Origin of the sequence: Rhodococcus sp. Z13 (assembly GCF_025837095.1) — a bacterium.
Lineage (GTDB): Bacteria > Actinomycetota > Actinomycetes > Mycobacteriales > Mycobacteriaceae > Rhodococcus > Rhodococcus sacchari.
Map to the genome: position 1 here is coordinate 1,641,149 of NZ_CP107551.1, position 24,791 is coordinate 1,665,939.

22 protein-coding genes are annotated in these 24,791 nt (G+C 70.7%); 12 read left to right on the plus strand and 10 right to left on the minus strand.

What is annotated here, in order from left to right:
* Positions 1–27: 27 nt before the first annotated feature.
* Positions 28–2,169, minus strand: coding sequence for a 1,4-alpha-glucan branching protein GlgB (gene glgB / locus OED52_RS07505; RefSeq protein ID WP_264154614.1), 2,142 nt, complete (start codon positions 2,167–2,169; stop codon positions 28–30).
* Between the two features lie 107 nt (positions 2,170–2,276).
* Positions 2,277–4,295 (minus strand): alpha-1,4-glucan--maltose-1-phosphate maltosyltransferase, encoded by a 2,019-nt coding sequence (locus tag OED52_RS07510; protein ID WP_264154024.1) that lies wholly within the window; start codon positions 4,293–4,295, stop codon positions 2,277–2,279.
* 497 nt (positions 4,296–4,792) lie between these two features.
* Here OED52_RS07510 and glgP point away from each other — a divergent pair, with 497 nt between their 5' ends.
* A complete protein-coding gene (gene glgP, locus OED52_RS07515; protein ID WP_264154025.1) occupies positions 4,793–7,372 on the plus strand; it encodes an alpha-glucan family phosphorylase in 2,580 nt (859 codons plus the stop codon).
* A gap of 30 nt (positions 7,373–7,402) precedes the next feature.
* On the opposite strand, the gene OED52_RS07520 is transcribed toward glgP, so the two are convergent.
* From OED52_RS07520 to OED52_RS07530, 3 genes are read right to left on the minus strand one after another with little or no spacing between them, the layout of a single operon-like run.
* Positions 7,403–9,430: an ATP-dependent DNA helicase gene (locus OED52_RS07520; protein WP_264154026.1), complete on the minus strand. Its 2,028-nt coding sequence runs from the start codon at positions 9,428–9,430 to the stop codon at positions 7,403–7,405.
* Positions 9,431–9,455: 25 nt separating this feature from the next.
* Positions 9,456–10,046: a nicotinamidase gene (locus OED52_RS07525; protein WP_264154027.1), complete on the minus strand. Its 591-nt coding sequence runs from the start codon at positions 10,044–10,046 to the stop codon at positions 9,456–9,458.
* A 5-nt stretch (positions 10,047–10,051) separates the two neighbouring features.
* A complete protein-coding gene (locus tag OED52_RS07530) occupies positions 10,052–11,383 on the minus strand; it encodes a nicotinate phosphoribosyltransferase (protein WP_264154028.1) in 1,332 nt (443 codons plus the stop codon).
* A gap of 69 nt (positions 11,384–11,452) precedes the next feature.
* Here OED52_RS07530 and clpS point away from each other — a divergent pair, with 69 nt between their 5' ends.
* The 7 genes from clpS to rdgB all read left to right on the plus strand — a co-directional run bounded on the left by clpS (position 11,453) and on the right by rdgB (position 16,529).
* Positions 11,453–11,800 carry an ATP-dependent Clp protease adapter ClpS gene (gene clpS, locus OED52_RS07535; RefSeq protein WP_413247728.1) on the plus strand — a complete coding sequence of 116 codons (348 nt, stop codon included), beginning with the start codon at positions 11,453–11,455 and terminating at the stop codon, positions 11,798–11,800.
* Positions 11,801–11,825: 25 nt separating this feature from the next.
* Complete coding sequence (aosR, locus tag OED52_RS07540; protein WP_264154030.1) at positions 11,826–12,404, plus strand: oxidative stress transcriptional regulator AosR; 579 nt, start codon at positions 11,826–11,828, stop codon at positions 12,402–12,404.
* The gene (locus tag OED52_RS07545; RefSeq protein ID WP_264154031.1) at positions 12,401–13,492 is read left to right on the plus strand and encodes a P1 family peptidase; all 1,092 of its coding nucleotides are present in this window, start codon (positions 12,401–12,403) and stop codon (positions 13,490–13,492) included. Before aosR ends, OED52_RS07545 begins: the two co-directional genes overlap by 4 nt.
* 75 nt (positions 13,493–13,567) lie before the next feature.
* A complete protein-coding gene (locus OED52_RS07550; protein WP_264154032.1) occupies positions 13,568–14,194 on the plus strand; it encodes a rhomboid family intramembrane serine protease in 627 nt (208 codons plus the stop codon).
* 129 nt (positions 14,195–14,323) lie between these two features.
* A complete protein-coding gene (locus OED52_RS07555) occupies positions 14,324–15,085 on the plus strand; it encodes a cyclic nucleotide-degrading phosphodiesterase (RefSeq protein ID WP_264154033.1) in 762 nt (253 codons plus the stop codon).
* A gap of 33 nt (positions 15,086–15,118) precedes the next feature.
* Entirely contained in the window at positions 15,119–15,907 is a 789-nt protein-coding gene (gene rph, locus OED52_RS07560; RefSeq protein WP_264154034.1) for a ribonuclease PH, read from the plus strand.
* A 1-nt stretch (position 15,908) separates the two neighbouring features.
* A complete protein-coding gene (gene rdgB, locus OED52_RS07565) occupies positions 15,909–16,529 on the plus strand; it encodes an RdgB/HAM1 family non-canonical purine NTP pyrophosphatase (RefSeq protein ID WP_264154035.1) in 621 nt (206 codons plus the stop codon).
* 25 nt (positions 16,530–16,554) lie between these two features.
* Here the strand turns inward: rdgB and OED52_RS20800 are convergent, their stop codons facing one another.
* The 3 genes from OED52_RS20800 to OED52_RS07580 form a co-directional block, all read right to left on the minus strand.
* Complete coding sequence (locus tag OED52_RS20800) at positions 16,555–17,010, minus strand: DUF3349 domain-containing protein (protein WP_264154036.1); 456 nt, start codon at positions 17,008–17,010, stop codon at positions 16,555–16,557.
* A 154-nt stretch (positions 17,011–17,164) separates the two neighbouring features.
* Positions 17,165–18,334, minus strand: coding sequence for an inorganic phosphate transporter (locus OED52_RS07575; protein ID WP_264154037.1), 1,170 nt, complete (start codon positions 18,332–18,334; stop codon positions 17,165–17,167).
* An 84-nt stretch (positions 18,335–18,418) separates the two neighbouring features.
* Positions 18,419–19,039 (minus strand): TetR/AcrR family transcriptional regulator, encoded by a 621-nt coding sequence (locus OED52_RS07580; protein WP_264154038.1) that lies wholly within the window; start codon positions 19,037–19,039, stop codon positions 18,419–18,421.
* Positions 19,040–19,103: 64 nt separating this feature from the next.
* Here OED52_RS07580 and OED52_RS07585 point away from each other — a divergent pair, with 64 nt between their 5' ends.
* Entirely contained in the window at positions 19,104–20,345 is a 1,242-nt protein-coding gene (locus tag OED52_RS07585) for an oxygenase MpaB family protein (RefSeq protein WP_264154039.1), read from the plus strand.
* Between the two features lie 71 nt (positions 20,346–20,416).
* On the opposite strand, the gene OED52_RS07590 is transcribed toward OED52_RS07585, so the two are convergent.
* Together OED52_RS07590 and OED52_RS07595 are read right to left on the minus strand one after the other, a co-directional pair.
* On the minus strand, positions 20,417–20,899 hold the full coding sequence (locus OED52_RS07590; protein ID WP_264154040.1) for an ATP-binding protein: 483 nt from the start codon (positions 20,897–20,899) through the stop codon (positions 20,417–20,419).
* A gap of 28 nt (positions 20,900–20,927) precedes the next feature.
* Complete coding sequence (locus OED52_RS07595) at positions 20,928–21,281, minus strand: STAS domain-containing protein (protein WP_264154615.1); 354 nt, start codon at positions 21,279–21,281, stop codon at positions 20,928–20,930.
* Positions 21,282–21,436: 155 nt separating this feature from the next.
* Between OED52_RS07595 and OED52_RS07600 the strand changes: the two genes are divergently transcribed.
* Genes OED52_RS07600 through OED52_RS07610 form a run of 3 tightly spaced genes read left to right on the plus strand, consistent with a single transcriptional unit; the run spans position 21,437 to position 24,703 of the window.
* Positions 21,437–22,627, plus strand: a complete 1,191-nt coding sequence (locus OED52_RS07600) for a PP2C family protein-serine/threonine phosphatase (protein WP_264154041.1) — start codon at positions 21,437–21,439, stop codon at positions 22,625–22,627.
* A 10-nt stretch (positions 22,628–22,637) separates the two neighbouring features.
* On the plus strand, positions 22,638–24,266 hold the full coding sequence (locus tag OED52_RS07605) for a sensor histidine kinase (RefSeq protein ID WP_264154042.1): 1,629 nt from the start codon (positions 22,638–22,640) through the stop codon (positions 24,264–24,266).
* Positions 24,263–24,703: a response regulator gene (locus OED52_RS07610; RefSeq protein ID WP_264154043.1), complete on the plus strand. Its 441-nt coding sequence runs from the start codon at positions 24,263–24,265 to the stop codon at positions 24,701–24,703. Before OED52_RS07605 ends, OED52_RS07610 begins: the two co-directional genes overlap by 4 nt.
* Positions 24,704–24,791 lie beyond the last annotated feature (88 nt).

Sequence of the window (24,791 nt, forward strand, 5' to 3'; positions counted from 1 at the left end):
CTGATGTGCTCCTGTCGTCGGGCAGCGTCACCTCCGCAACGACAACCAGATCGCTCCGTGCGCAGGCAGGGTCACCCGAGCCGAGGCAGGACGTCCGTGCCACGAATGCTCGTCCGCCTGGACGGCCCCGAAGTTGCCGACCCCGTTACCGTGGTACTCGGCGGCATCCGTGTTGAGGATCTCCTCCCACCTGCCCGGTTCGGGCAATCCGACACGATAGTCGCCGTACGTGCTGCCGGAAAAGTTGTGCAGGCAGGCGATCACCGAGCCGTCGCTGCCGTACCGCAGGAAGCTCAGCACGTTGTTGTGCGCGTCGTTCGCGTCGATCCACGAGTAGCCGCCGGGCGTGGTGTCGAGCGTGTACAGGGCGGGATGTGCCCGGTAGACACGGTTCAGATCGCACACCAGCCTGCGGACGCCGGCATGCAGCGGCTCGTCGAGCTGCCACCAGTCCAGCCCGCGTTCCTCCGACCACTCGGCGACCTGACCGAACTCCTGGCCCATGAACAGCAGCTGCTTGCCCGGATGCGCCCACATGTAGGCGAGCATCGACCGCAGGCCCGCCGCGCGGGTGCGGTCGTCCCCCGGCAGTCGCGTCCACAGCGTGCCCTTGCCGTGCACCACCTCGTCGTGGCTGATGGGCAGCACGAAGTTCTCGCTCCACGCGTAGACGAGCGAAAAGGTGATCTCGTGGTGGTGGAAGGTGCGGTGCACGGGATCGCGCGACAGGTAGTTCAGGCTGTCGTGCATCCACCCCATGTTCCACTTCATGCTGAAACCGAGCCCGCCGACGTTGGTCGAGCGGGTGACCCCCGGCCACGAGGTGGATTCCTCGGCGACCGTCACGATGCCCGGATGGTGCTTGTGCACGGTGGCGTTGAGTTCCTGCAGGAACGACACGGCCTCGAGGTTCTCGCGGCCGCCGTGGATGTTCGGGGTCCAGCCGCCGTCGGGCCGCGAGTAGTCGAGATACAGCATCGACGCGACGGCATCGACCCGCAGCCCGTCGATGTGGAACTCCTCGATCCAGTACAGGGCGTTCGCGACGAGGAAGTTGCGTACCTCGGGGCGGCCGTAGTCGAAGACGTAGGTGCCCCAGTCGAGCTGCTCACCGCGCTTCGGATCGGGATGTTCGTACTGGGGGCTGCCGTCGAAGCGGGCCAACGCCCACTCGTCCTTCGGGAAGTGGGCCGGCACCCAGTCCATGATCACGCCGATCCCGGCGCGGTGGAGACGGTCGACGAACGCCCGGAACTCGTCCGGATCCCCGAACCGCGCCGTGGGCGCGTAGTAGGAGGTGACCTGGTAGCCCCACGACCCGCCGAAGGGATGCTCGGCGACCGGCAGCAGCTCGACGTGGGTGAACCCCGTCTCCAGCACGTACTCGGTGAGTGCGTCGGCCAGTTCGAGATAGTTCAGACCGGGCCGCCACGAACCGAGGTGCACCTCGTACACCGACATCGGTTCCTGCCAGGGCTGCGCCTTCGCGCGCGCGGCCAGCCACTCGTCGTCGGTCCAGGTGTAGCGGCTCTCGAAGACCCTCGACGCGGTCGCCGGTGGCACCTCGGTGGAGAACGCCATCGGATCGGCCTTGTCGCGCACCGACCCGTCGCGCCCGTGCACCCGGTACTTGTACAGCGCGCCGGGTTCGACGCCGGGCAGGAACAGCTCCCACACTCCGCTCGACCCGAGTACCCGCATGGGGGCGGTGCGTCCGCCCCAGCCGTCGAAGTCGCCGATCACCGTGACCCCGCGCGCTCCCGGCGCCCACACCGCGAACGATGTGCCGGTCACCGGGCCGTCCGGGGTCTCGTAGGTGCGCGGATGTGCCCCGAGCACCTCCCACAGCCGCTCGTGGCGGCCCTCCCGGATCAGGTGCCGGTCGAGTTCGCCGAGGGTCGGCATGAACCGGTAGCCGTCGGCGACGATCTCGACGTGGTCGAACGGGTAGGTCACCACCAGGCGGTAGTCCGCCGGGTCGAACACCGGGACCAGCGCGCTGAACACGTCGCCGCCCACCGGCTCGAGCGGATGGTCGTGCCCACCGATGCGCGCGGCGACCTTCTCGGCGCCCGGTTTCAGCGCGCGGATGATCGTGCCCTCCGGATGCGGGTGCGCCCCGAGCACCGAGTGCGGGTCGTGGTGCTCACCGGCGGCGAGCAGGGCCAGATCCTCCGGTCGCGGGCTGTGGCGCCGCCGCGGAACGTCGGTGCCCGGCGCCGACGACCCGTGGTGCGACTGCGGCGGTTGCGGGCGCGGCGACTGCGGGGGCACGGTCACGACTGCCTCCTGTACGCGAGCTCGGTGCGGGCGGGGATACCGATCGGGGGCAGCACCAGGATGTGCGCGACCGCCCGCCACGGCTCCAGACGGATGTAGTTGGCCTGACCCCAGTCGTACTGTTCCCCGCTGACCTCGTCGTAAACGGGGAACCGGTCGTGCCAGTCGTGCCCGATCGCCGGCATGTCCAGCCACACCGTGCCCTGCTCCGCCCCGAACGGGTTCAGATTGATCACGGTGAGCACGCAGTCGCCGGTGGTCGGGTCGAACTTCGAGTAGGCGATGAGCGAGTCGTTGTCGACGTGGTGGAAGTGGATGTTGCGCAGCTGCTGCAGCGCCGGGTGCGCGCGGCGGATGCGGTTGAGGGTGGTCAGCCACGGCTCCAGCGACTCGCCGCGACGGCGGGCCTCGTCGAAGCGGCGCGGCCGCAGCTCGTACTTCTCCGAGTCGAGGTACTCCTCGCTGCCCGGTCGCAGCGGGACGTGCTCGTACAGCTCGTAGCCGGAGTACACACCCCAGCTCGGCGCCATCGTCGCCGCCAGCGCCGCCCGCAACGCGAACATGCCCGGACCGCCCTGCTGCAACGTCTCGTGCAGGATGTCCGGGGTGTTGACGAACAGGTTGGGGCGGGCCTCGTCGGCCTTCGCCGCGAGTTCGTTGCCGAACTCGGTGAGCTCCCACTTCGCGACCCGCCACGTGAAGTACGTGTAGGACTGCGTGAACCCGCGGCGCGCGAGCCCGTACATGCGCGCGGGCCGGGTGAACGCCTCCGACAGGAACAGCACGTCCGGGTCGGTCTGCTTGACCTCGTTGATGAGCCGCTCCCAGAAGTTCGGCGGCTTGGTGTGCGGGTTGTCGACGCGGAAGATCTTCACGCCCGTGCCGATCCAGTGCCGCACCACCCGCAGCACCTCGGCGTAGATCCCCTCGGGATCGTTGTCGAAGTTGATGGGATAGATGTCCTGGTACTTCTTCGGAGGGTTCTCCGCGTAGGCGATCGTGCCGTCCGGCAGCACCGTGAACCATTCCGGATGCTCCCGCGCCCAGGGATGGTCGGGGGCGCACTGCAACGCCAGGTCCAGGGCGACCTCGAGGTCGAGATCGCGGGCGCGGGCCACGAAGTCGCGGAAGTCCTGTTCCGTGCCGAGCTCGGGATGGATCGCGTCGTGTCCGCCCTCGTCGGAACCGATCGCCCACGGCGAGCCCACGTCCCCGGGCTCGGCGACGAGAGTGTTGTTGCGGCCCTTGCGATTGACCTTGCCGATCGGGTGGATCGGGGGCAGGTACACCACGTCGAAGCCCATCGCGGCGATGCGCGGCAGCTCGCGGGCGGCGGTGGCGAAGGTGCCGTGCCGCGGGGTGCCGTCCTCGTTCCAGCCGCCGGTGGAGCGGGGGAAGAACTCGTACCACGACCCGAACAGCGCGCGGCGGCGGTCCACGAGCACCGTGTGACCCTTTCCGCGGGTGATCAGTTCGCGCAGCGGGTCGGCGCGCAGGATCTCGGTGACGTCGGGGGAGAAGGCGGGGGCGAGACGCTCCGGCAGCGGACGCTCCGAGCGCAGCGACGCGGCGACCGCCAGCAGGGTGGGCCGGTTGCCGCGGGGCACGCCCTTCGCGGCCTTCTCGAACATGCGGGCGCCGATCTCGAGGTCGTTGGCGAGTTCCTCGGGGCCCTGTCCGGCCTCGGCCTTCGCGGTCACCGTGTGCCGCCACGTCGAGACCGGGTCGCTCCACGCCTCGATGCGGTACGTCCAGGTGCCGGAGGTGGTGGGGCAGAAGGTGGCGTGGAAGACGTCGGGTTCGTCGCCGGGCACCATCGGGATCCGCACCGTCTTCCCGCCGTGTTCCGGATCGCCGGCGGGGGAGCGGACGGCGAGGGTCGCGGCGACCGCGTCGTGTCCCTCGCGCCAGACGACGGCGGAGACGGGGACGACCTCCCCGACGACCGCCTTGGTCGGATAGCGCCCTCCGTCTATCGAGGGACGTACGTCGTCGATGGCGAGGCGACCTGTCACGCTTGCTCCGTTTCGTGGGGTCGGGGTGGACGACCTGGGCCGATCGGGACGACGACCGTGTCACGACCCACCGTAGTGGAGGCCGTCGCGTAGGGCGGGCCGTGCACCGGAACCACTGGGGAATCCCCGCTGCGAACCCGAAAATATCCGTAACTCAGGGTTCACTTCGGTTGACCCGCGGGCAACATGCGTCTCTCTAGTGTCGTTTCTGCACGACAACGAAAACCTCCTCCGCGGAGGTTCAACCGAAAGGGAGAACACATGGGTCTGGTTGCCGGTCTGATCGGAATCGTCGGGGATCTGCTTCACCTTCTGCTCGGCGGCCTCTGATCCAGCGGCCGACGGAGTCGGCCATCGGGAGGAAAAGCCCCGCGGTGTGCACGCCGCGGGGCCTTCTCGTGTCCGGGACCGTCGGCGAGCCGGCCGTGGCGCGTTTCGGCACGTGAGATGTGCCGCGCGCGCCGCGCGAAGCGCCGCAGGTGGGTAGTGTGCACCCCGTGAAAGCATTGCGCCGGTTCACCGTACGAGCACACCTTCCCGAGCGGTTGACCGCGCTGGGAACCCTGACCGCGAACCTGCGATGGTCGTGGCATCCACCCACCCAGGACCTGTTCGCGTCGATCGACCCCGAGCTGTGGGAGCGCTCCGGCGGCGACCCCGTCCGCCTGCTCGGTGAGGTCCCCCCGTCCCGCCTCGACGCGCTCGCGCAGGACGGCGACTTCCTGGCCCGCCTCGACGCCGCCGCCGCCGACCTCGAGCACTACCTGTCGCGGCCCCGCTGGTACCAGCAACAGCAGGAGCGCGGCGAGACCCTGCCCGCCGGAATCGCCTACTTCTCCATGGAGTTCGGTGTCTCCGAGGTGCTGCCCAACTACTCGGGTGGCCTCGGCATCCTCGCCGGCGACCACCTGAAGGCGGCCTCCGATCTGGGCCTGCCGCTCATCGGTGTCGGCCTGCTCTACCGCTCGGGCTACTTCCGGCAGTCCCTCAGCGCCGACGGCTGGCAGCTCGAGCACTATCCGCCCTACGACCCGCTGGGCCTGCCGCTACGGCTGCTCACCGAGGAGGACGGCACCGCCGCGCTCGTGCAGGTCACCATGCCCGGCGGACGCACCCTCGTCGCGCGGATCTGGATCGCGCAGATCGGCCGGGTGCCGCTGCTGCTGCTCGACTCCGACATCCTCAGCAACGACGAGGAACTGCGCGGCGTCACCGACCGGCTCTACGGCGGCGACCAGGACCACCGCATCAAGCAGGAGATCCTCGCCGGTGTCGGCGGTGTCCGGGCCGTGCGCGCCTATACCCGCATCCACGGCCTGCCCGACCCCGACGTCTTCCACATGAACGAGGGCCACGCCGGCTTCCTCGGCGCCGAACGCATCCGCGAACTCGTCACCGGCGCCGGCCTCGACTTCGACGAGGCGCTCGCCGCCGTCCGCGCCGGCACGGTCTTCACCACCCACACCCCGGTGCCCGCGGGCATCGATCGGTTCCCCATCGATCTGGTGCGGCACTACTTCTCGGGCCCCAACGGGGAGAACGAGTCGGCACTGCTGCCGGGCCTGACCGTCGACCGCATCCTGGCCCTGGGCCGGGAGGACGACCCGAGCGTGTTCAACATGGCCCACCTCGGGCTGCGGCTCGGCCAGCGCTGCAACGGCGTGTCCAAGCTGCACGGCGAGGTCAGCCGCGGCATGTTCCAGGGCCTGTGGCCCGGCTTCGACGCTGCCGAGGTGCCCATCGGCTCGGTCACCAACGGCGTGCACGCCCCCACCTGGGCGGCCCGTGAATGGATCGCCCTCGCCAACCGCCTCGCCGGACCCGACCGGGTCGAGGAGGCCCGCGGCTGGGAACTGCTGCAGACCGTCGACCCCAAGGAACTGTGGGCGACCCGCAACACCCTGCGTGCCCGGCTCGTCGCCGAGGTGCGCCGCCGGTTGCGCGAATCGTGGATCGAACGCGGCGCCACCGACGCCGAACTCGGCTGGATCGAATCGGTTTTCGACCCGAACGTGCTCACCGTCGGCTTCGCGCGGCGCGTGCCCACCTACAAGCGCCTGACCCTGATGCTCCGCGACCCGGAGCGGCTGCGCGCGCTGCTGCTCGACGAGGAACGCCCGCTGCAGCTGGTCGTCGCCGGCAAGAGCCACCCCGCCGACGACGGCGGCAAGGCGCTCATCCAGCAGGTCGTGCGGTTCGCCGACCGCTACGACCTGCGGCACCGCATCGTCTTCCTGCCCGACTACGACATGTCGATGGCCCGTTATCTGTACTGGGGTTGCGACGTGTGGCTCAACAACCCGCTGCGGCCGCTCGAGGCGTGCGGCACCTCGGGTATGAAGTCGGCGCTCAACGGCGGCCTGAACCTGTCCATCCGCGACGGTTGGTGGGACGAGATGTTCGACGGCGAGAACGGCTGGGCCATCCCCACCGCCGACGGCGTCGACGACACCCGCCGCGACGACCTCGAGGCCGCCGCGCTGTACGAGCTGCTCGAACGGTCGGTGCTGCCGCGCTTCTACGACCGCGACGAGGACGGCGTGCCGACCCGCTGGATCGAGATGGTGCGGCACACCCTCGAGAACCTCGGTCCCAAGGTGCTCGCCTCCCGGATGGTGCGCGACTACGCCGTCGACTACTACATCCCGGCGGCCCGCTCCGCCCGGACCGTCACCGCCGACGGCTTCGCCGGCGCGAAGGCCCTCGCCGAGTACCGGCACCGGATCGAGGCGGCGTGGCCGGCCGTGCGGGTCGCGCAGGTCGACTCCGAGCCCATCCCGGACGTACCGCGCATCGGCGTGCCGCTCGGGCTGACCGCCCACGTCCAGCTCGGCGACCTGACCCCGCAGGACGTCGAGGTGCAGGCCGTCGTCGGGCGGGTGGACGCGGACGAGACGCTGAGCAACCCCGTCACCGTGCCGATGGACCACACCGGCACCGACGCGCTCGGCGAGGAGTTCACGGCGACGATCCCGCTGCCGCTCGCCGGACCCGTGGGGTACACGGTGCGGGTGCTGCCGCGCCACGAGCTGCTCGCCACCCCCGCCGAACTCGGCATGGTGGCGCTGCCGCACTAGCGGCTCCGACGCCGGCGGTTCCGCCGGGGCTCAGGCGCGCAGACGCTCGAGCGCCCGGCGGACCACCTTCGGATCGGTGGTCTCCCAGAAGGGAGGCAGCGACGCCCGCAGATAGCCGCCGTAGCGGGCGGTCGCGAGCCGCGAGTCCAGCACCGCCACCACACCCCGGTCGTCGGTGCTGCGCAGCAACCGGCCCACACCCTGCGCGAGCAGCAACGCCGCGTGGTTCGCGGCCACCGCCATGAACCCGTTGCCGCCGCGTGCCTCCACGGCGCGCTGCCGCGCCACGAGCAGCGGATCGTCGGGACGCGGGAACGGGATGCGGTCGATGATCACCAGCGACAGCGACGGGCCCGGCACGTCGACGCCCTGCCACAAGGTGAGGGTGCCGAACAGGCTCGTCGCCTCGTCGGCGGCGAACTTCTCCACCAGCGCACCGGTCGCGTCGTCGCCCTGACACAGGATCGGCGTGTCCAGCCGTTCGCGCAGCGCCTCCGTCGCGGCCTTCGCCGCCCGCATCGACGAGAACAGTCCCAGCGTGCGGCCCTCGGCGGCGGTGATCAGCTCGGCGATCTCGTCCACATGGGAGGGCGGCAGACCGTCGCGCCCGGGCGGCGTCAGATGCTTCGCGATGTACAGGATCCCGGACTTGCGGTGATCGAACGGCGACCCGACGTCGAGCCCGTTCCACGCGAGATCACCCTGATCGGACGGGGGTTCGCTGCCGGAGGCGGACCGGGTGTCGCTGCGCGCGGAGGACTGCGGCGGCAGCCCCCAGTTCACGGCCAGCCCGTCGAACGAGCCACCCACCGTCAGCGTCGCCGAGGTGAGGATTACCGTGGACTCGCCGAACAGGCGGCTGCGCAGCAGACCCCCGACCGACAGCGGCGCCACCCGCACCGTGCGCCGCACGTGCCCGCGGAACTCGTCGGCGGCCAGCCACACGACGTCGGGGCGCAACGACGGGTCGCGCTGCTCGAAGGTGGTGAGCACCCGCACCGCGCAGTCGTGCACGTCGTCGATCTCCGCGAGCGCCTGGCTGCGGGCCGCGGCCACCTCCGGATCGGTGCCCGGCTTGGCCGGACCGATCGCGGTGTGCACGGCCCACGCCGCGTCGCGGATCGCCGCGAGCGCCGCGGCGGCACCCTCGGGCATCTCGTCCCAGCGGCCCGGGGGAAGCTCCTCGAGAAAGGACGCCCAGTTCTCGGCGGCGCCCTCGAGCCGGTCGACCTCCTCGTCCTCGACGAGCTTGACGCAGCGGCGCGCGGCCGCCGAGATCGTGCTGCCCGACAACTCGGCCGTCGCCACCCCGGTGACCCGGTCGACGAGTTCGTGCGCCTCGTCGACGACCACGACGTCGTGCTCGGGGAGGATCGAGATGCCGGTGATCGCATCGATCGCGAGCAGCGCGTGGTTGGTGACCACCACGTCGACCTGCGCGGCCTCGGCGCGGGCGATCTCGGCGAAGCAGTCCTCGCCCACCGGGCACCGCGCCTTGCCGAGGCACTCGCGCGCGGTGACGCTCACCTGCCGCCAGGCCTGATCGGAGACGCCGGGGGAGAGATCGTCGCGGTCGCCCGTCCCGGTGGTCGACGACCATTCCGTCACCCGACGCACCTCGCGGCCGATCCGCGACAGCGCGAACGCGTCGAACAGTCCGGTGTCCGGCGGCTCCTCCGCGAGACCGGTGTGGATCTTGTTCAGGCACAGATAGTTGCCGCGGCCCTTGAGGATCGCGAAGCGGGGGCGCCGGCCCAGCGACCCGGCCAGCGCGTCGGCCAGGCGCGGGAGGTCGCGTTCGACGAGCTGCCGCTGCAACGCGATCGTCGCGGTGGACACCACCACGGTGCGGCCGGTCGCGACCGCGTACCGGATGCTCGGCACGAGATAGGCGAGCGACTTGCCGGTACCCGTACCGGCCTGCACCGCGAGGTGCTCGCCGGTGTCGATGCTGTGCGCCACTGCGGACGCCATCGTCATCTGGTTGTGTCGTTCCCTGCCGCCCAGCGCGTGAACCGCGGTTCGTAGCAACTCGGGGACTTCGGGGAGATCCGGCACCGGCCCAGGGTATCGGGAGCCACCGTCAGGTTCCGGTCGCGACCCCGTCCTCGACGGTCACCTCGGTGATCAACTCGACTCCGGCCTCGCGCATCCGGTCCAGCGCCGCGCGGATCGTCTCCTCGGCCACCCCGGCGGTGAAGGGCAGCAGCACCCGTACCCCGAAACCCTCGGCCAGGGCGTCGAGCGCCGTTGCGCGGACGCAGTGGTCGGTGGCGATGCCCACGATGTCGATGTCGGTCACCCCGCGCTCGCGCAGCCACTGCGCCAGCGGGGTGCCGTGCTCGTCGGTACCCTCGAATCCCGAATAGGCCGCCTCGTAGGTGCCCTTGGAGAACACCGCCTCGAACCGGCCGGTGTCGAGGTCGGGGTGGAAGTCGGCGCCGGGCGTGCCCGCCCGGCAGTGCGGCGGCCACGAGTCCCGGTAGTCCGGCTCCTCGGCGAAGTGCTCGCCCGGGTCGACGTGGTGGTCGCGGGTGGCGACCACGTGCGCGTAACCACCGGCGGACCGGAGCAGCCGCGTGACGGCCGCGGCCACGGCGGAGCCACCCTCGACCGCCAGCGAGCCGCCCTCACAGAAGTCGTTCTGGACGTCGACGACGACGAGTGCCCGCATCGCGCTCACTCCTCACGGACGAATCGGGTGGGAATCGCCGGGTCTCCGGCGGACAGGGTCAGGCCCTCCCAGGGGAGTCGCACCAGACCCTCGCGGAGGAACTCCCGGCTCTCCTCAAGGGTAGGCAGATCGTCGACGGGATCGCCGGAGCGCACCAGCGGCACCATCAGGTGGTGTACCTGCGTGCCCTCACCGGCCGGGACCTGTTCGAAGTGCGCGGGGTACACGACCTCCTCGACCAGGGTGCCGGTGCGGCGGGCGTAGCGCACGGCCCGCTTGGCGCCGCCGCGCGACTCCTTCGCCGCGCTGCGCTTCTCGACGGGGATGCCGTCGACCTCGACGAGTTTGTAGACCATCCCGGCGGTGGGGGCGCCGGAGCCGGTGACCAGCGAGGTACCCACGCCGTACGCGTCCACCGGCTCGGCCCGCAACCCCGCGATGCCGTATTCGTCCAGGTCACCGGACATGACGATCTTGGTGCGGGTCGCACCGAGGGAATCGAGCTGGGCGCGCACCTGCCGGGCCAGCACACCCAGATCACCCGAGTCGATGCGGACGCCGCCGAGCTCGGGGCCGGCCACGGCGATCGCGGTGTTCACACCCTCGGTGATGTCGTAGGTGTCCACCAGCAGCGTGGTGTCCACCCCGAGGCTCTCGACCTGGCTGCGGAACGCCGACGCCTCGTCGCGACCCTCCGTGGTGGTGTGCAGCAGCGTGAACGCGTGCGCCGCCGTACCCGCGGCGGGGATGCCGTAGCGGCGCGCGGCCTCGAGATTGGACGTCGAGTCGAAACCGGCGAGATAGGCGGCGCGGGCCGCCGCGACCGCAGCTTCCTCGTGCGTACGCCGGGATCCCATCTCGATGAGGGTGCGGCCGGCGGCGGCGCCGACCATCCGCGCCGCGGCCGAGGCAACGGCGCTGTCGTGGTTGAAGATCGACAACGCCAGTGTCTCGAGCAGCACGCACTCGGTGAAGGTTCCGCTCACCGACAGGATCGGCGAACCGGGGAAGTAGAAGTCGCCCTCGCGGTAACCGTCGATGTCGCCGGAGAACCGGAAGTCGCGCAACCACTCGACCGTCGACGGCTTCAGGAAGCGGGACACCAGCTCCAGCTCGGCGTCACCGAAGCGGAAGCCCTCGAGCGCGTCGAGCAACCGGCCGGTACCGGCCACGACGCCGTACCGCCGGCCCGCGGGCAGCCGCCGGGCGAACAACTCGAAGACGCAGGGCCGGTCGCCGCTGCCGTCCGCGAGGGCCGCTTCGAGCATGGTCAGCTCGTACATGTCGGTGAACAATGCGGTGCCGGCGGTGGTGGCACGGGAGATGGCATCAGGCACCCGCCCACTCTAGAACCACAGCCGTCCAGGTGGGTTTTTCACGGTGGACAGTCGTCGTACCCTGGTCTCATGGCGCCGTGTTGTACGACAACCCCGCTCGACGTACGACTGCCCGACATCCGTTCGATGGCAGGACAGGCCGTTCCGGCCGAAGCCGAGATCGTGGAGGAAGTCGAGGCCGTCGACCGACCGTGGGTGACCGTGGTCTGGGACGATCCGGTCAATCTGATGCACTACGTGACGTTCATATTCCAGAAGCTCTTCGGCTACAGCAAGGCGAAGGCCACCGAGCTGATGCTCAAGGTCCACAACGAGGGCAAGGCGGTCGTCTCCAGCGGATCCCGTGACAAGATGGAGCACGACGTGCAGCGTCTGCATGCCGCCGGACTGTGGGCGACGATGCAGCGCGACGAGTAGATCCCCACAGGAGGACCCGACCGACGTGCGGCAGTGGACCAGGAAGAACTCTCTCGGCGGGCCCAAGTTCCGGTCGGAGATGGACGCGCACGAGGCGTCGGTGCTGCGGTCTCTCGTCGCCTCGGTGCTGGGCATGCTCGATGAACGGTCGAGCCAGGCGCCGCAGGACGACCTCGCGGCGCTGACCGGCCTGCGCACCGGTAACCCCACCCCACCCGACATCCCGGCCCTGCGCCGCCTGCTGCCGGACTTCCACCGGCCCGACGCCGACCCCTCCCCGGACGTCGACGACGAGGCCGCCGACCTCAACGGCGCCATGCGCAGCCTGCACGAACCGAACATCATCGACGCCAAGCTCTCCGCCGGGGCGGTCATCCTCCGCACCGTGCCCGAGGGTGGCGGCAAGGTCGTCCTCGACCCGGAACAGGCCGAGGCCTGGCTGTACGGGCTCAACGACGTGCGGCTCGCGCTCGGCACCACCCTCGGCATCGACGCCGACACCCCCGACGTCCTCGACGACGACGATCCCCGCGCCCCTCACCTCGACGTCTACCACTGGCTGACCTGGATGCAGGACTCCCTCGTGCAGGCGCTGCAGCCGTGATCGTCACCGGCCCCACCGACTCGCTGCTCGACGTGGCGGGCCTGCAGGTCGGCCACTGGCAGCGCCTCGACCCCGAGGTCACCGTCGGTACCCCCGAGGTGCCCGGCACCGGGGCCGCCACCGGTTGCACCGTCGTGCTCGCCGACCCCTCCGCTGTCGCGTCCGTCGACGTGCGCGGGGGAGGGCCGGGCACCCGCGAGACCGACCTGCTCGATCCCAGCCACTCCGTGCAGCGTGTCGATGCGATCCTCCTCACCGGCGGCAGCGCCTACGGCCTCGCCGCCGCCGACGGGGTGATGCACCATCTCGAGAAGAACGGCCGCGGCATCCCCATGGGTGCACCCGGCGCTGTCGTCCCGATCGTGCCCGGCGCCGTCATCTTCGACCTGCCGGTCGGGCAGTGGTCGGTGCGTCCGACCGCCGACTCCGGGTGTTCCGCCGCGCAGAGCGCGAGCGCCGAGCACCTCGCCCGCGGCAGCGTCGGCGCCGGCACCGCCGCCCGCGCCGGTGCGCTCAAGGGCGGCGTCGGCTCGGCGAGCGTGCGCATCACGGACGGGCCCGCGGCCGGGGTCACCGTCGCCGCGCTGATGGTCGCCAACCCCGTCGGCTCGGTGTTCGACCCGGTCACCGGCATGCTCTGGGGACTCGACGCGGCCCGGGCGGAGGAACTCGGCCTCTCGGCGCCGAGCGCGTCCGATCTCGCTGCGGCCCGCGCGCTCACGGACAAGGGCACCGTTCTCAACACCACCATCGGGGTCGTCGCCACCGACGCGCCGCTGTCGAAGGCCGCCTGCCGGCGCGTCGCCGTCGCCGGGCACGACGGACTCGGCCGCGCCATCCGGCCCGCGCACTCGCCGCTGGACGGCGACACGATCTTCGCCCTGGCCACCGGCACCGCCGAACCCGCCGAGGGGAGCGCGACCGCGTCGATCCCGGCGTTCCCCGACGAACTGCCGGTCCTCGCCGCGGTGTGCGACGCCGCGGCCGTGGTCGTCGAACGCGCGATCGTCGACGCGATCCTGTCCGCGACCGCCGTCGCCGACATCCCCACCTACCGCGACGTGCTGCCCTCGGTGTTCGGACGCTGACACGTCCGGCCGCCGAGACGGCCGGCTTCGGGGGAGGTCCGGCCACCGGACCGGGCACGACGGCAGAATGGTCCCATGACCACACCCAGCGGTACCGGCGCCGGCACCCCGATCCGCCCGATCTGGCAGCGCGCCGCCCTGTGGATCGGAGGGTTCGTCACCCTGCTCTACGGTGTCGAGGCCGCCGACACGGTGCTGCCCGCGAACCTCGACGCCGCCGGTGTGGAACCCCGCACCGCCGACGGTTTGTGGGGTGTGCTCTTCGCGCCGCTCCTGCACGCCGACTGGGCCCACCTCACCGCGAACACCGTGCCCGCCCTCGTCCTCGGCTTCCTCGTGCTGCTCTCCGGCATCGGCCGCGGACTCGCCGCCACCGCGATCATCTGGGTCGTCGCCGGTGTCGGGACGTGGCTCATCGCCGGATCGGGACAGATCCACATCGGGGCCTCCAGCCTGATCTTCGGCTGGCTCAGCTATCTCATCGTGCGCGGCTTCTTCACCCGCAGGGCCGGGCAGATCCTGCTCGGGGTGGTGGTGCTGTTCCTCTACGGCGGCATGCTCTGGGGCGTGCTGCCGAGCGAACCGTGGATCTCGTGGCAGGGCCACTTGTGCGGGGCGCTCGGTGGTGTCCTCGCCGCGTGGCTGCTCTCCGCCGACGCGCGGCGGGCCCGCCGCGCACCCGCTCCGACGCTCCCGCGCTGACCTGCCACTCCACCCGGCGGCGACCCCGCGAAGGATCCGCGCGTCACACAATCGCGGCAACTGTGAGACTGCGCCTCAATAGGACCGTTGGCTTCATCGCGGGACGTTCGGCATGGCAGCATGACCTGTATGCGCATGACCGTTCTGGGGTGCTCGGGCAGTGTGGCCGGGCCGGATTCCGCAGCGTCCGGATATCTCCTGACGGCGCCCGACACCCCGCCCCTGGTCATCGACTTCGGCCCCGGGGTCCTGGGCGCCCTGCAGCGCTACGCCGATCCCGGCGAGGTGTCGATCCTGCTGTCGCACCTGCACGCCGACCACTGCCTCGACCTGCCCGGACTGCTCGTCTGGCGTCGCTACTCGCCGAACCCCCCGGAAGGCCGCGTCCCCACCTACGGCCCCGCCGGCACCGCGCACCGCATCGGTGTCGCGTCGGCGGAGGTCCCCGGCGAGGTCGACGACGTCAGCGACACCCTCGACGTGCGGACCCTGACCGACGGTGAACCCATCCGCTTCGGCAGCCTGGACATCCGCCCCACCCGCATGCACCACCCGCCGGAGGCCTACGGCTTCCGCATCACCAGCGACTCCGGGCGCATCCTCGCCTACACCGGCGACACCGGCATGTGCGACGAGGTCGTCGAGCTCGCGCGCGGCGCCGACGTGCTGCTGTGCGAGGCGTCGTGGACGCACGCCCCCGGCGAGCGTCCCGAGGGCGTGCACCTGTCGGGCACCGAGGCCGGTCGTGTCGCCGCCCTCGCGGGTGTCGGGGAGCTGCTGCTGACCCACATCCCGCCGTGGACGTCGCGCGAGGACGTCATCGCCGAGGCCAAGGCCGAGTACTCCGGGCCCGTCCACGCCGTGACGGCCGGAGACGTCTACCGCATCTGAGAACCGCACGGCCGATCGCCTAGGCTCGGACGCGTGACGACACGAGAAGACGGCAGAGCGGACGACGAACTCCGCACCATCCGGATCACCCGAGGCTTCACCACCCATCCCGCAGGCTCGGTGCTCGTCGAATTCGGGCAGACCCGCGTGATGTGCACGGCCAGCGTCGAGGAGGGTGTCCCGCGCTGGCGGCAGGGCTCCGGGCTGGGCTGGCTGACCGCCGAGTACGCGATGCTCCCGGCCTCCACCCACACCCGCAACAGCCGCGAATCCGTCAAGGGCAAGCTCGGCGGTCGCACCCAGGAGATCAGCCGACTCGTCGGCCGGTCACTGCGCGCCTGCATCGACCTCGCGGCCCTCGGTGAGAACACCATCGCCATCGACTGCGACGTCCTGCAGGCCGACGGCGGCACCCGCACCGCCGCGATCACCGGCGCCTACGTCGCCCTCTGCGACGCCGTGACCTACCTGCGTGCCGCGGGCCGGCTCGCCGACCCGCAGCCGATCTCCTGCCAGATCGCCGCGGTCAGCGTCGGCGTCGTCGACGGCCGCGTCCGCCTCGACCTCCCCTACGAGGAGGACGTCCGCGCCGAGGTCGACATGAACGTCGTCGCCACCGAGACCGGCACCCTCGTCGAGGTGCAGGGCACCGGTGAGGGCGCAACCTTCCCGCGCTCGACCCTCGACGCGATGCTCGACTCCGCGCTCGGCGGCATCGAGGAACTGTGCCGGATCCAGCGCGAGGTGCTCGAAGCGCCCTATCCGGGCACACTGCCCGAACCCGCGCCGGTCGAGCCCGCCAAGAAGAAGTTCGGGGTCTGACGTGCGGGTTCTCGTCGCCAGCCGCAACGCCAAGAAGCTGCGTGAACTGCAGCGGGTGCTCGACCGCGCCGGCATCGCCGGGATCGAACTCGTGAGCCTCGACGACGTCCCGCCCTATCCGGAGGCCCCCGAGACCGGGGAGACCTTCGAGGCGAACGCCGCCGCGAAGGCCCGGGACGGTGCCGCCGCGACCGGCCTGCCGTGCGTCGCCGACGACTCGGGGCTCGAGGTGGAGGCCCTCCGCGGTATGCCAGGTGTGCTCTCGGCCCGCTGGAGCGGCCGCCACGGGGACGACGAGGCGAACACGAACCTGGTGCTCGGGCAGCTGCGGGACGTTCCCGACGAGCGTCGCGGTGCGGCGTTCGTGTCCGCCTGCGCGCTCGTCGTGCCGTCCGGGGACGGCGAGTTCGTCACCACCGTGGTGCGCGGCGAGTGGCGCGGCAGCATCGTGCGCGAGCCCCGCGGGGAGAACGGGTTCGGGTACGACCCGATCTTCCGTCCCGAAGGGGAGGAGCGCACCTCGGCGGAACTGACCCCCGAGGAAAAGGACGCGCAGTCGCACCGAGGGCGGGCACTCGCCCAGCTCGTGCCCGCCCTCAGCGCACTCGCCGCGTCCGCCTGACGCAGCCCGTTCCTGCCGAGTACCGCTAACGCGCCCCGGCCTCGGTACCGCGGCGCCCCGGCGCAGCGTCCTGCGTGGGTGCGGCGTCCTGCGTGGGTGCGGCGGCAGCGCTGTCGTCCGGCGGCGTCGTCGCTGCATCGGGACCGTCCGGTGCGGCGGCGACGTCGCCGCGGGCCAGTTCGCCCCCCTCGACGGGCCAGCCCGCGGCGATCAGCCGCTCCCGTACCCGCTCGACGTCCTCGGGGTCGGGTTCCTCGTGGATCAGCCCCGCCACGATCTTCCGCAGCGTGTCGTGGTCGACCGTCCGGTCGGGATGCTCGGATGCCGTCGCCGCCGCCAGTTCGATCGCCTCGAGAATCTCCTCGTCGGTCAGGCGGCGCTTGAGAACGGCGAGCAACGCGAAATGATCCTTGGCAGGGATGCCCTCGGGGTAGCCGGCCCGCAACCAGTCCAGAACCGCTCTGGGATTCCATCGCGCCATCGTCGCCTCCTCACTCTCGTCCCGGTAGGAGATACCCCGATTCCACGGGGGTCCTCACCAGGAACTCCTGCACGAGCAGCAGGATTCCCGCAACCATAGCGATGGACACCCTCCGGAGGAGAACCGACGGTGTCCCGGTGGCGGGCCGCGAGGGTCAGGCCCCGCCCGGCCGGGTCCCGTGCGGGGAGGAGGCGCCCTCGCCCTCCCAGGCGGCGTTGACGTTCGACGAGTCGACGGGCTGCCGCCGCGACCGCAGATAGATCCAGCCCCCGAGCGCACACAGGATCGCGGCGTCGAGCAGCACCCCCGGCAGCCCGCCGACCAGCGAACACAGCCACCAGCACAGCGCGCCGGTCAATCCGGCGGCGGGCAGGGTGATCAGCCACGCCACCGCCATCCGTCCCGCGACACCCCAGCGCACGTGCGCGCCCTTCGTCCCGAGACCCGTGCCGAGGATCGACCCGGTGGCCACGTGGGTCGTCGACAACGGCAGCCCGAAATGGCTCGACGTGAGGATGATCGCCGCCGACGACGACTCCGCCGTCATCCCGTTGGCCGGGGTGATCTCCACCAGCCCCTTGCCGAGGGTGCGGATGATGCGCCAGCCGCCCAGATAGGTGCCGAGCGCGATCGCCGACGCGCACGCCAGCTTCACCCAGAACGGCATCTCGTCGTCGGCGGTCAGCGTGCCGTGCGCGACCAACGCCAGGAAGATGACGCCCATCGTCTTCTGCGCGTCGTTGGTGCCGTGCGCGAGGGAGACCAGCGACGCCGTGCCGATCTGACCGACCCGGAAGCCGCGGCGGCGCGACTCCACCGGCACGGTCCGGGTGAGGCGGTGCACCGACCAGGTGCCCACGCTCGCGACCAGGGCCGCGACCACGGGAGCGAGCACGGCCGGGACGATCACCTTGCCGAGCACCCCGCTCCACACCACCCCGCTCGTGCCGATCGCCGCGAGCGCGGCCCCGATCAGCCCGCCGAACAGCGCGTGCGACGAACTCGACGGCAGCCCGAACAGCCAGGTGAGCAGGTTCCACAGGATCCCGCCGATCAGGCCGGTGAACACCACGATCATGAGCGTGTTGCCGCTGATCGTGCCGAGATCGACCACGCCGGTCGCGACCGTGGCGGCCACCTCGACGGACAGGAACGCCCCGACCAGGTTGAGCACCGCCGACAGGATCACCGCGACCTTCGGTTTCAGCGCGCCCGTCGCGATGGACGTCGCCATCGCGTTCCCCGTGTCGTGGAAGCCGTTCGTGAAGTCGAAGGCCAGGGCCGTGACGACCACGACGAGGAGGATGACGACGTCGGCGCTCACGAGTCCAGTGTCGGTACCGGGGTGCAGCGGTGCGGGTGGTTCGGCGGAACCGTTCGCGAACGTCCGATTCGGGTGCTGCGCGGGTCAGCCCGCCGTCATCTCACGCAGATAAGCGGTCACCATCGCGGTCAATTCGTCGACGACCACGGCGCGATCGATCACCGGGCGGTCCAGGACGTAGGAGACGGCGACGTTCTCCACCGTCCGCACGAGGATCCACGACACCGCCTCCACCGGGCGCGCGGCCCGTCCGCGCAGGTGGAAGCGCAGCCACATCGCCAGCAGGTCGTCGATGCGACGCTCGAACGCCGCCAGCCGGCTGTCGGGGGAGCGGGGCAGTTCCTCGATGAGCACCCGCAGCAGACGGGGGTTCTCGTCGAGCGCGTCGAGCAGTTCGAGGAGGGTGTCGCGCACCGAGAGCGGGGTGGGCGGACCCTCGAGCGCCTGGGCGAACACGCGCGAAATGCGAGCATGCATCGCGTCCGTCCACCGATCCACCACCTCGGCGACGATGGAGTCCTTGTCCGGGAAGTACTGGTACAGCGACCCGGGGGAGATGCCCGCCGCCTGCGCGATGCGGTTGGTGGAGGCCCCCTCGTAGCCGCGTTCGAGCAGCACATCGTGGCCGGCGACGATGATCCGCTCGACCATCGCGCGGGAACGGTCCTGTTGCGGCATCCGGCGGCGCCGGCGGTCGGCGGGCACCGGTCACTGCCTCCCCGGAAAAGCGAATTGAACGCGAGTGAAAGCTCGTGTGAACATCGCCCTCATGGTGACACAGGAGCTGCTGCGGAGCGTGGACACCCGCCCGTACCCGAGCCGGTATCCGGGCAACCGTGCCCGCAACGAGCGCATCGGCCGGCCGCTGAAGCGGTTCGCGCGCATCGACGAGGTCGACGAGCAGCTGCTCGACCGCATCGGCCGCCGGATGTACGCCCGCGACGAGATCGGTGCCGCCCTCGTCCGGGCCATGCGGCGCGACCGCGACGATCCCGAACGCGTCACCATGCGGCAGTTCCACCGCGCCCTCGAGCACGGCATCGACTCGGTGCCCGACGCTCCGGCCGCGCTGCGCGAGTTCTTCGGCGTCGTCGACGCCGTGCCGGACTGGGTCGACCGGGACCTGCTCGAGAAGGGAGCGCGCGCCTTCCGCCGGATGGGCCGCACCCGCAACGACGTGCTGCTCCAGCTCTCGCTCATCGGCGGCTACCGCTTCGGGGGACCACCCGACCTGCTCGTCGAGACGGGCGGGCTGACCGGGTCCACGGCGATGCGGCGCCTCGGCGAGACCCAGAAGTGGGGTACCGCCGTGGGTGAGCCCGGCGGTATGCGCCGCTTCGGTGACGGCTTCAAACTCACCGTCCACGTGCGCGCCATGCACGCCCTGGTCAACCACCGGTTCGAGACCAACGGCCGCTGGGACGTCGAGCGCTGGGGCCTGCCCATCAACCAGACCGACCAGGCCGCGACCCTCGGCCTGTTCAACGGCACCCTGCTCCTCGGCGTCCGCGCCCTCGGCTACGACGTGAGCCGCGACGAGTCACGCGCCGTGATGCACCTGTGGAAGTACGTCGGATGGCTCATGGGCGTCGACGAGGAATGGCTGTTCGACTCCGAACGCGAACAGCACCGCTTCAACTACCACGTGGTCCTCGTGCAGGACGACGTCACACCCGCCGGTGCGGAGCTGTCGCGGGCGTTGGTGGACGGACAGCGGACCCTCGACTACGGACGGTTCTCGCGGCTGCGCGGCGCCTACGAACGCCTGCGGCTGCTCAGCATGCTGCACTACTTCCTCGGCAAGCAGGGGCTCGCCGATCTGCGGCTGCCGGTCGTGCCCCCGGTGGCGGTCGCGCCCGTCCTCGCGACGAACCTCGTCAAGTCGCGGGTGATCAAGCGGTCGGCCGGGGGCCGCCGCTTCCTGGAGTATCTCGGTGACCGGGCCGCCCGGAGGGAACTCGCCCCGAAATTCGCGAAGGCGGAGCCGGAGGTCGGCGCCCTGCCCGTGTGACCCGGCCCGTACGACGAGGCCCGTGCGACGTTGCCGTCGGGTGCACCTCGGTGAGGGGTGCACCCGACGGTTCAGCTCGCGTCGTGTGCCGGCAGGCCGTCGCCGCGGAGGTCGTCCCCGGAGGGCAGCGACCAGCGCATCTCCACGATCGTCCCGGTGGGGCCGGGTGAGACGTCGACGCCGTCGGCGAGACTGCGGATCAGTGTCAGCCCGTGACCGCGGGAACGCCGGGCGTCGCTGCTGACCGCATCGTGCCAGGAGCCGTGATCGGCGACCCGCACGACCAGCTCACCCTCGTGCGGAAGGAAATCCGCCGTCAGATCGAGCGTCGCGTTCGAATCGCCGGGTGAGTAGGCATGCTCGACGGCGTTGGCGAGCGCCTCGTAGCTCGCCAACAGGATGTCCTGACGACGGTCCTCGTCCATCGGCAGGTCCGCCAGCCATCGCCGGAGGACCACGCGCAGACCCGCGATCTCCGTCGGGTCGGCCGGCACCCCCACGGATCGGACCCCGTGGGTGGTGTAGGCCGTGGACTCGTCAGGCGCAGACGACATGGCTCCTCGTTCGTCGGTTCGACAGTGCCTAGTCGGTGGCGTCCGACGACCCCCCCAACCCGGCGAGAGCCTCGTCGAGTCGCGGATGGATCGACAGGACCTCACCCAGACCAAGCAGTTCGAGCGGACGTGCAGTGGCACTGCCCTGCGCGACGACGGCGAATCCGATCGCCTGTCCGGCGCGCTTCGAAAGCTCGACCAACAGAGCGATACCCATCGAGGCGAGGAAATCAACCTCGCTGAGATCCACCACGAGTCCGGTGATGTCGGTTTCGAGGAGGCCGAGGGCTTCCTTCTCCACCTGCGGCGCACTCGTCATGTCGACTTCGCCGCTCACGGACAGAACCGCAACGGAGCCGGTCCGAGAGGTCGAAAGGGCCATATGGGGACGTGCGGTCAAAGGATCGTTCACCCAGCCATCATGCAAGATCCAGGAGCTCGGCGCGACATTGCGGGACTTCCCGGGCGGACGAACCCCCACCGCCCGGCTTCCCCGGACTCTGTAATGTTCCCCTTGACCAGGGAGGGGCGTACTGCGTGGACGTGGATCGAGGACAGAACGAACCGGGAGGCCCGCCTTCCCTCCTGCTCGTCGAGGACGACCCCGGCGACGCCCTGATCGTCGAGGAACTCGTCGTCGACAGTGCCCCCGAGATGACGGTCGTGTGGGTGCAGACCCTCGCCCGGGCCCGTGAGGAACTCGTCCGCAACGTCCCGGACTGCGTTCTCCTGGACCTGCACCTGCCCGATGCCAGCGGCCTCGAAGCCGTCGCCCGGGTCCAGGAGATCGCCGACTCCGTCCCCATCGTCGTCCTCACCGGCCTGGCCGAGGAACGCACCGGCCTCGAGGCCCTGTCGGTCGGAGCCCAGGACTATCTCGTCAAGGGCCGCGTCGAACCCGACCTGTTCGGCCGCGCCGTGCGCTACGCCATCCAGCGTAAACACGCCGAGATCGCCGCGGCCGAGCTGCAGGCCAGCAGACTGCACGCCCAGGAGAACGCCCGCCTCGAGCGCGGCCTGCTGCCCTCGCCACTGCTGCGCGACGGCCAGGACTTCGCCGTCGTCTCCCGCTACCGGCCCGGCCGCGCCTCCGCGCTGCTCGGCGGTGACTTCTACGATGTCGTGCAGACCGACGACGGCACCGTCCACGTCCTCATCGGCGACGTGTCCGGTCACGGACCCGACGAAGCGGCCCTCGGCGTGGCGCTGCGCATCGCGTGGCGCACACTCGTGCTCAGCGGCGTCACCGGTCCCCAGCGGCTCCACCGACTCGAGGAGATCCTCGTCGCCGAACGCACCGAGAGCCGCTACTTCGCGTCCATGACGAACCTCTGCATGCCCCCGGACCGCCGCACCGTCGAGGTGATGCGCGCCGGGCACCCCGGTCTGCTGCTGCGCCACGCCGGGACCGTCGAGTGGGTCGAGGCCCCCGGCGGACCCGCGCTCGGGTTGCTGCCGGGAGTCGCGAACTGGCCCGTGCACGAGATGGAACTCCCCGAGGCGGGCTCCATCGTGCTGTTCACCGACGGCTTGTTCGAGGGGCACCGCGGCCCCGGCCCGGAACGCCTCGGTGAGGAAGGGCTGCTCGAACTCGCCCGCGAACGCGCCCACCTGCCCCCGGCGGAATTCACCGACGCGCTCATCGACGCGGCGGAACGACTCGCCGACAGCCGCGGGGGACTGTCCGACGACGTCGCCGTCGTCCACGTGCAATGGAACAGGAAGTGACCGGCAGACCATGACGACGAGCGACGCGAGCGGGGGCGTGGGGGGCATGCGTCGCCTGCCCATCCGAGGGATCACCGTGCAGGGCTGGTTCCTGCTGGTACTGAGCGTGATGGGGGTGCTCGTCGTCGTCGGCACGATCGTCGGCGCCCACTTCCTCCGTGAGACCACCGAGGTCTCCAACTACGTGCGCGACCGCATCCAGCCTGCCCGGGTGGAGGCCTACCGGCTGCAGAGCGCACTGATCAACCAGGAGACCGGAGCGCGGGGGTACATCCTCGCCGCCGACCCCGAATTCCTCCGCCCCTACGAGCAGGGCCGGCAGGAGGAGGAAGCGGCCACCGTCGCTCTGCGGGAGCTCATCGGCGACGACGAGACACTGCTCGACGACGTCGAATCGATCGAGGCACACGCCGCGGAATGGCGCCGCGTGTACGTCGAACCGCTGGTCGCGGGGGTCGAACCCGGCCGGCCCCAGTTCGTCGACCCGGCCACCGTCGAAGCGGGACGCCTCGCCTTCGACCGGCTCCGCGACGCGTTCGACGTCCAGAACGCCGACCTCCTGCAGGCCCGGGAGGACGGCATCGCGACCCTCGAGGACGTCCGGACCACCCGCGACCGCATCCTCGGGGGCATGGTGGCGATCTTCCTCGTCACCGGACTCGGCCTCGCGGTCCTGCTGCAGGTCATCGTGGTGCGGCCCATCCAGCGGCTGCGACAGGCATCGCGCCGCGTGGTCGCAGGGGAGAACTTCGACCACGAGATCGAACCGCAGGGACCCGCCGACATCCACGCGCTCGGCCGGGACGTCGAGGACATGCGCGCGCGGATCGTGCACGAACTGCAGGTCGCGCACGAGCGTGAGGACCAACTCGAGACACAGGCGACGGAACTGCGGCGCTCGAACTCCGAACTGGAGCAGTTCGCCTACGTCGCCTCCCACGACCTGCAGGAGCCGTTGCGGAAGGTCGCGTCGTTCTGCCAACTCCTCGAGAAGCGCTACGGCGACGCGCTGGACGAGCGGGGCACCCAGTACATCGCCTTCGCAGTCGACGGCGCGAAGCGCATGCAGGTGCTCATCAACGACCTGCTCACCTTCTCGCGCGTCGGCCGGGTCAGTGACGCCCACGTCCCGGTCGAACTCGACACGACCCTGGATGCGGCGCTGACGAACCTCGCCCAGACCGTCGAGGACTCGGGCGCCGTCGTCGAACGACCGGACACCCTGCCCACGATCGTGGGCGATCCCACACTGATGATCATGTTGTGGCAGAACCTCGTCGGCAACGCCATCAAGTTCCGGCATCCCGACCGCACCCCCCACGTGCGGATCGGCTACGAGGAGGACGGCGACGGCGACGACGCCGTGTGGCGGTTCCACGTGGAAGACAATGGCATCGGCATCGCCGAGGAGTTCGCCGACAAGGTCTTCGTGATCTTCCAGCGGCTGCACGGCCGCGACGTCTACGGCGGCACCGGAATCGGTCTGGCCATCTGCCGGAAGATCGTCGAGTACCACGGCGGGGAGATCCGGCTCGATCCCGAGTATCGAGAGGGCAGCCGGTTCTGCTTTACGATTCCGAAGGCGGGCGACGACGACGCGTCCGCGACTGCAGTGGCTCTGAAAGGGGCATCCGAATGAGCGCGTCCGGGCAGCCGATCGACGTCCTCCTCGTGGAGGACGACCCCGGTGACGAATTGATGACGCGGGAAGCGTTCGAGGACAACAAGATCGGCAACACCCTTCATGTCGTGCGCGACGGTGAGGAAGCGCTCGACTTCCTGTACCGGCGTGGCGCCCATGCGGATGCGCCCCGGCCCGATCTGATCCTGCTGGACCTGAACCTCCCCAAGTACGACGGCCGGCAGGTCCTCGAGAAGGTCAAATCCGACGAGGATCTCACCGACATCCCCGTCGTGGTGCTGACCACCTCCGCGGCCGAGGAGGACATCCTGCGCAGCTACCGGCTGCACGCCAACGCCTACGTGACGAAGCCGGTGGACCTCGACCAGTTCATCCGCGCGGTACGCCAGATCGACGAGTTCTTCGTCCAGGTGGTGCGGTTGCCGCGGCGCTGAACCCTGCGCCCGGTCCCGAACCGGACCGGGCGCGAGACGACTTCGGGCGGATCCCCGCGAAGGGATCCGCCCGAAGTGTGTTCGGAAG

What these genes read in the sequence shown, in the direction of transcription:
- OED52_RS07525 (WP_264154027.1), bottom strand. Translation starts at nt 10,046, where the DNA reads ATGCGGGCACTCGTCGTCGTCGACGTCCAGAACGACTTCTGTGAGGGC.
- clpS (WP_413247728.1), top strand. Translation starts at nt 11,453, where the DNA reads ATGGCGCCGTGTTGTACGACAACCCCGCTCGACGTACGACTGCCCGAC.
- OED52_RS07550 (WP_264154032.1), top strand. Translation starts at nt 13,568, where the DNA reads ATGACCACACCCAGCGGTACCGGCGCCGGCACCCCGATCCGCCCGATC.
- OED52_RS07555 (WP_264154033.1), top strand. Translation starts at nt 14,324, where the DNA reads ATGCGCATGACCGTTCTGGGGTGCTCGGGCAGTGTGGCCGGGCCGGAT.
- OED52_RS20800 (WP_264154036.1), bottom strand. Translation starts at nt 17,010, where the DNA reads ATGGCGCGATGGAATCCCAGAGCGGTTCTGGACTGGTTGCGGGCCGGC.
- OED52_RS07585 (WP_264154039.1), top strand. Translation starts at nt 19,104, where the DNA reads ATGGTGACACAGGAGCTGCTGCGGAGCGTGGACACCCGCCCGTACCCG.
- OED52_RS07590 (WP_264154040.1), bottom strand. Translation starts at nt 20,899, where the DNA reads ATGTCGTCTGCGCCTGACGAGTCCACGGCCTACACCACCCACGGGGTC.
- OED52_RS07595 (WP_264154615.1), bottom strand. Translation starts at nt 21,281, where the DNA reads ATGGCCCTTTCGACCTCTCGGACCGGCTCCGTTGCGGTTCTGTCCGTG.
- OED52_RS07605 (WP_264154042.1), top strand. Translation starts at nt 22,638, where the DNA reads ATGACGACGAGCGACGCGAGCGGGGGCGTGGGGGGCATGCGTCGCCTG.
- OED52_RS07610 (WP_264154043.1), top strand. Translation starts at nt 24,263, where the DNA reads ATGAGCGCGTCCGGGCAGCCGATCGACGTCCTCCTCGTGGAGGACGAC.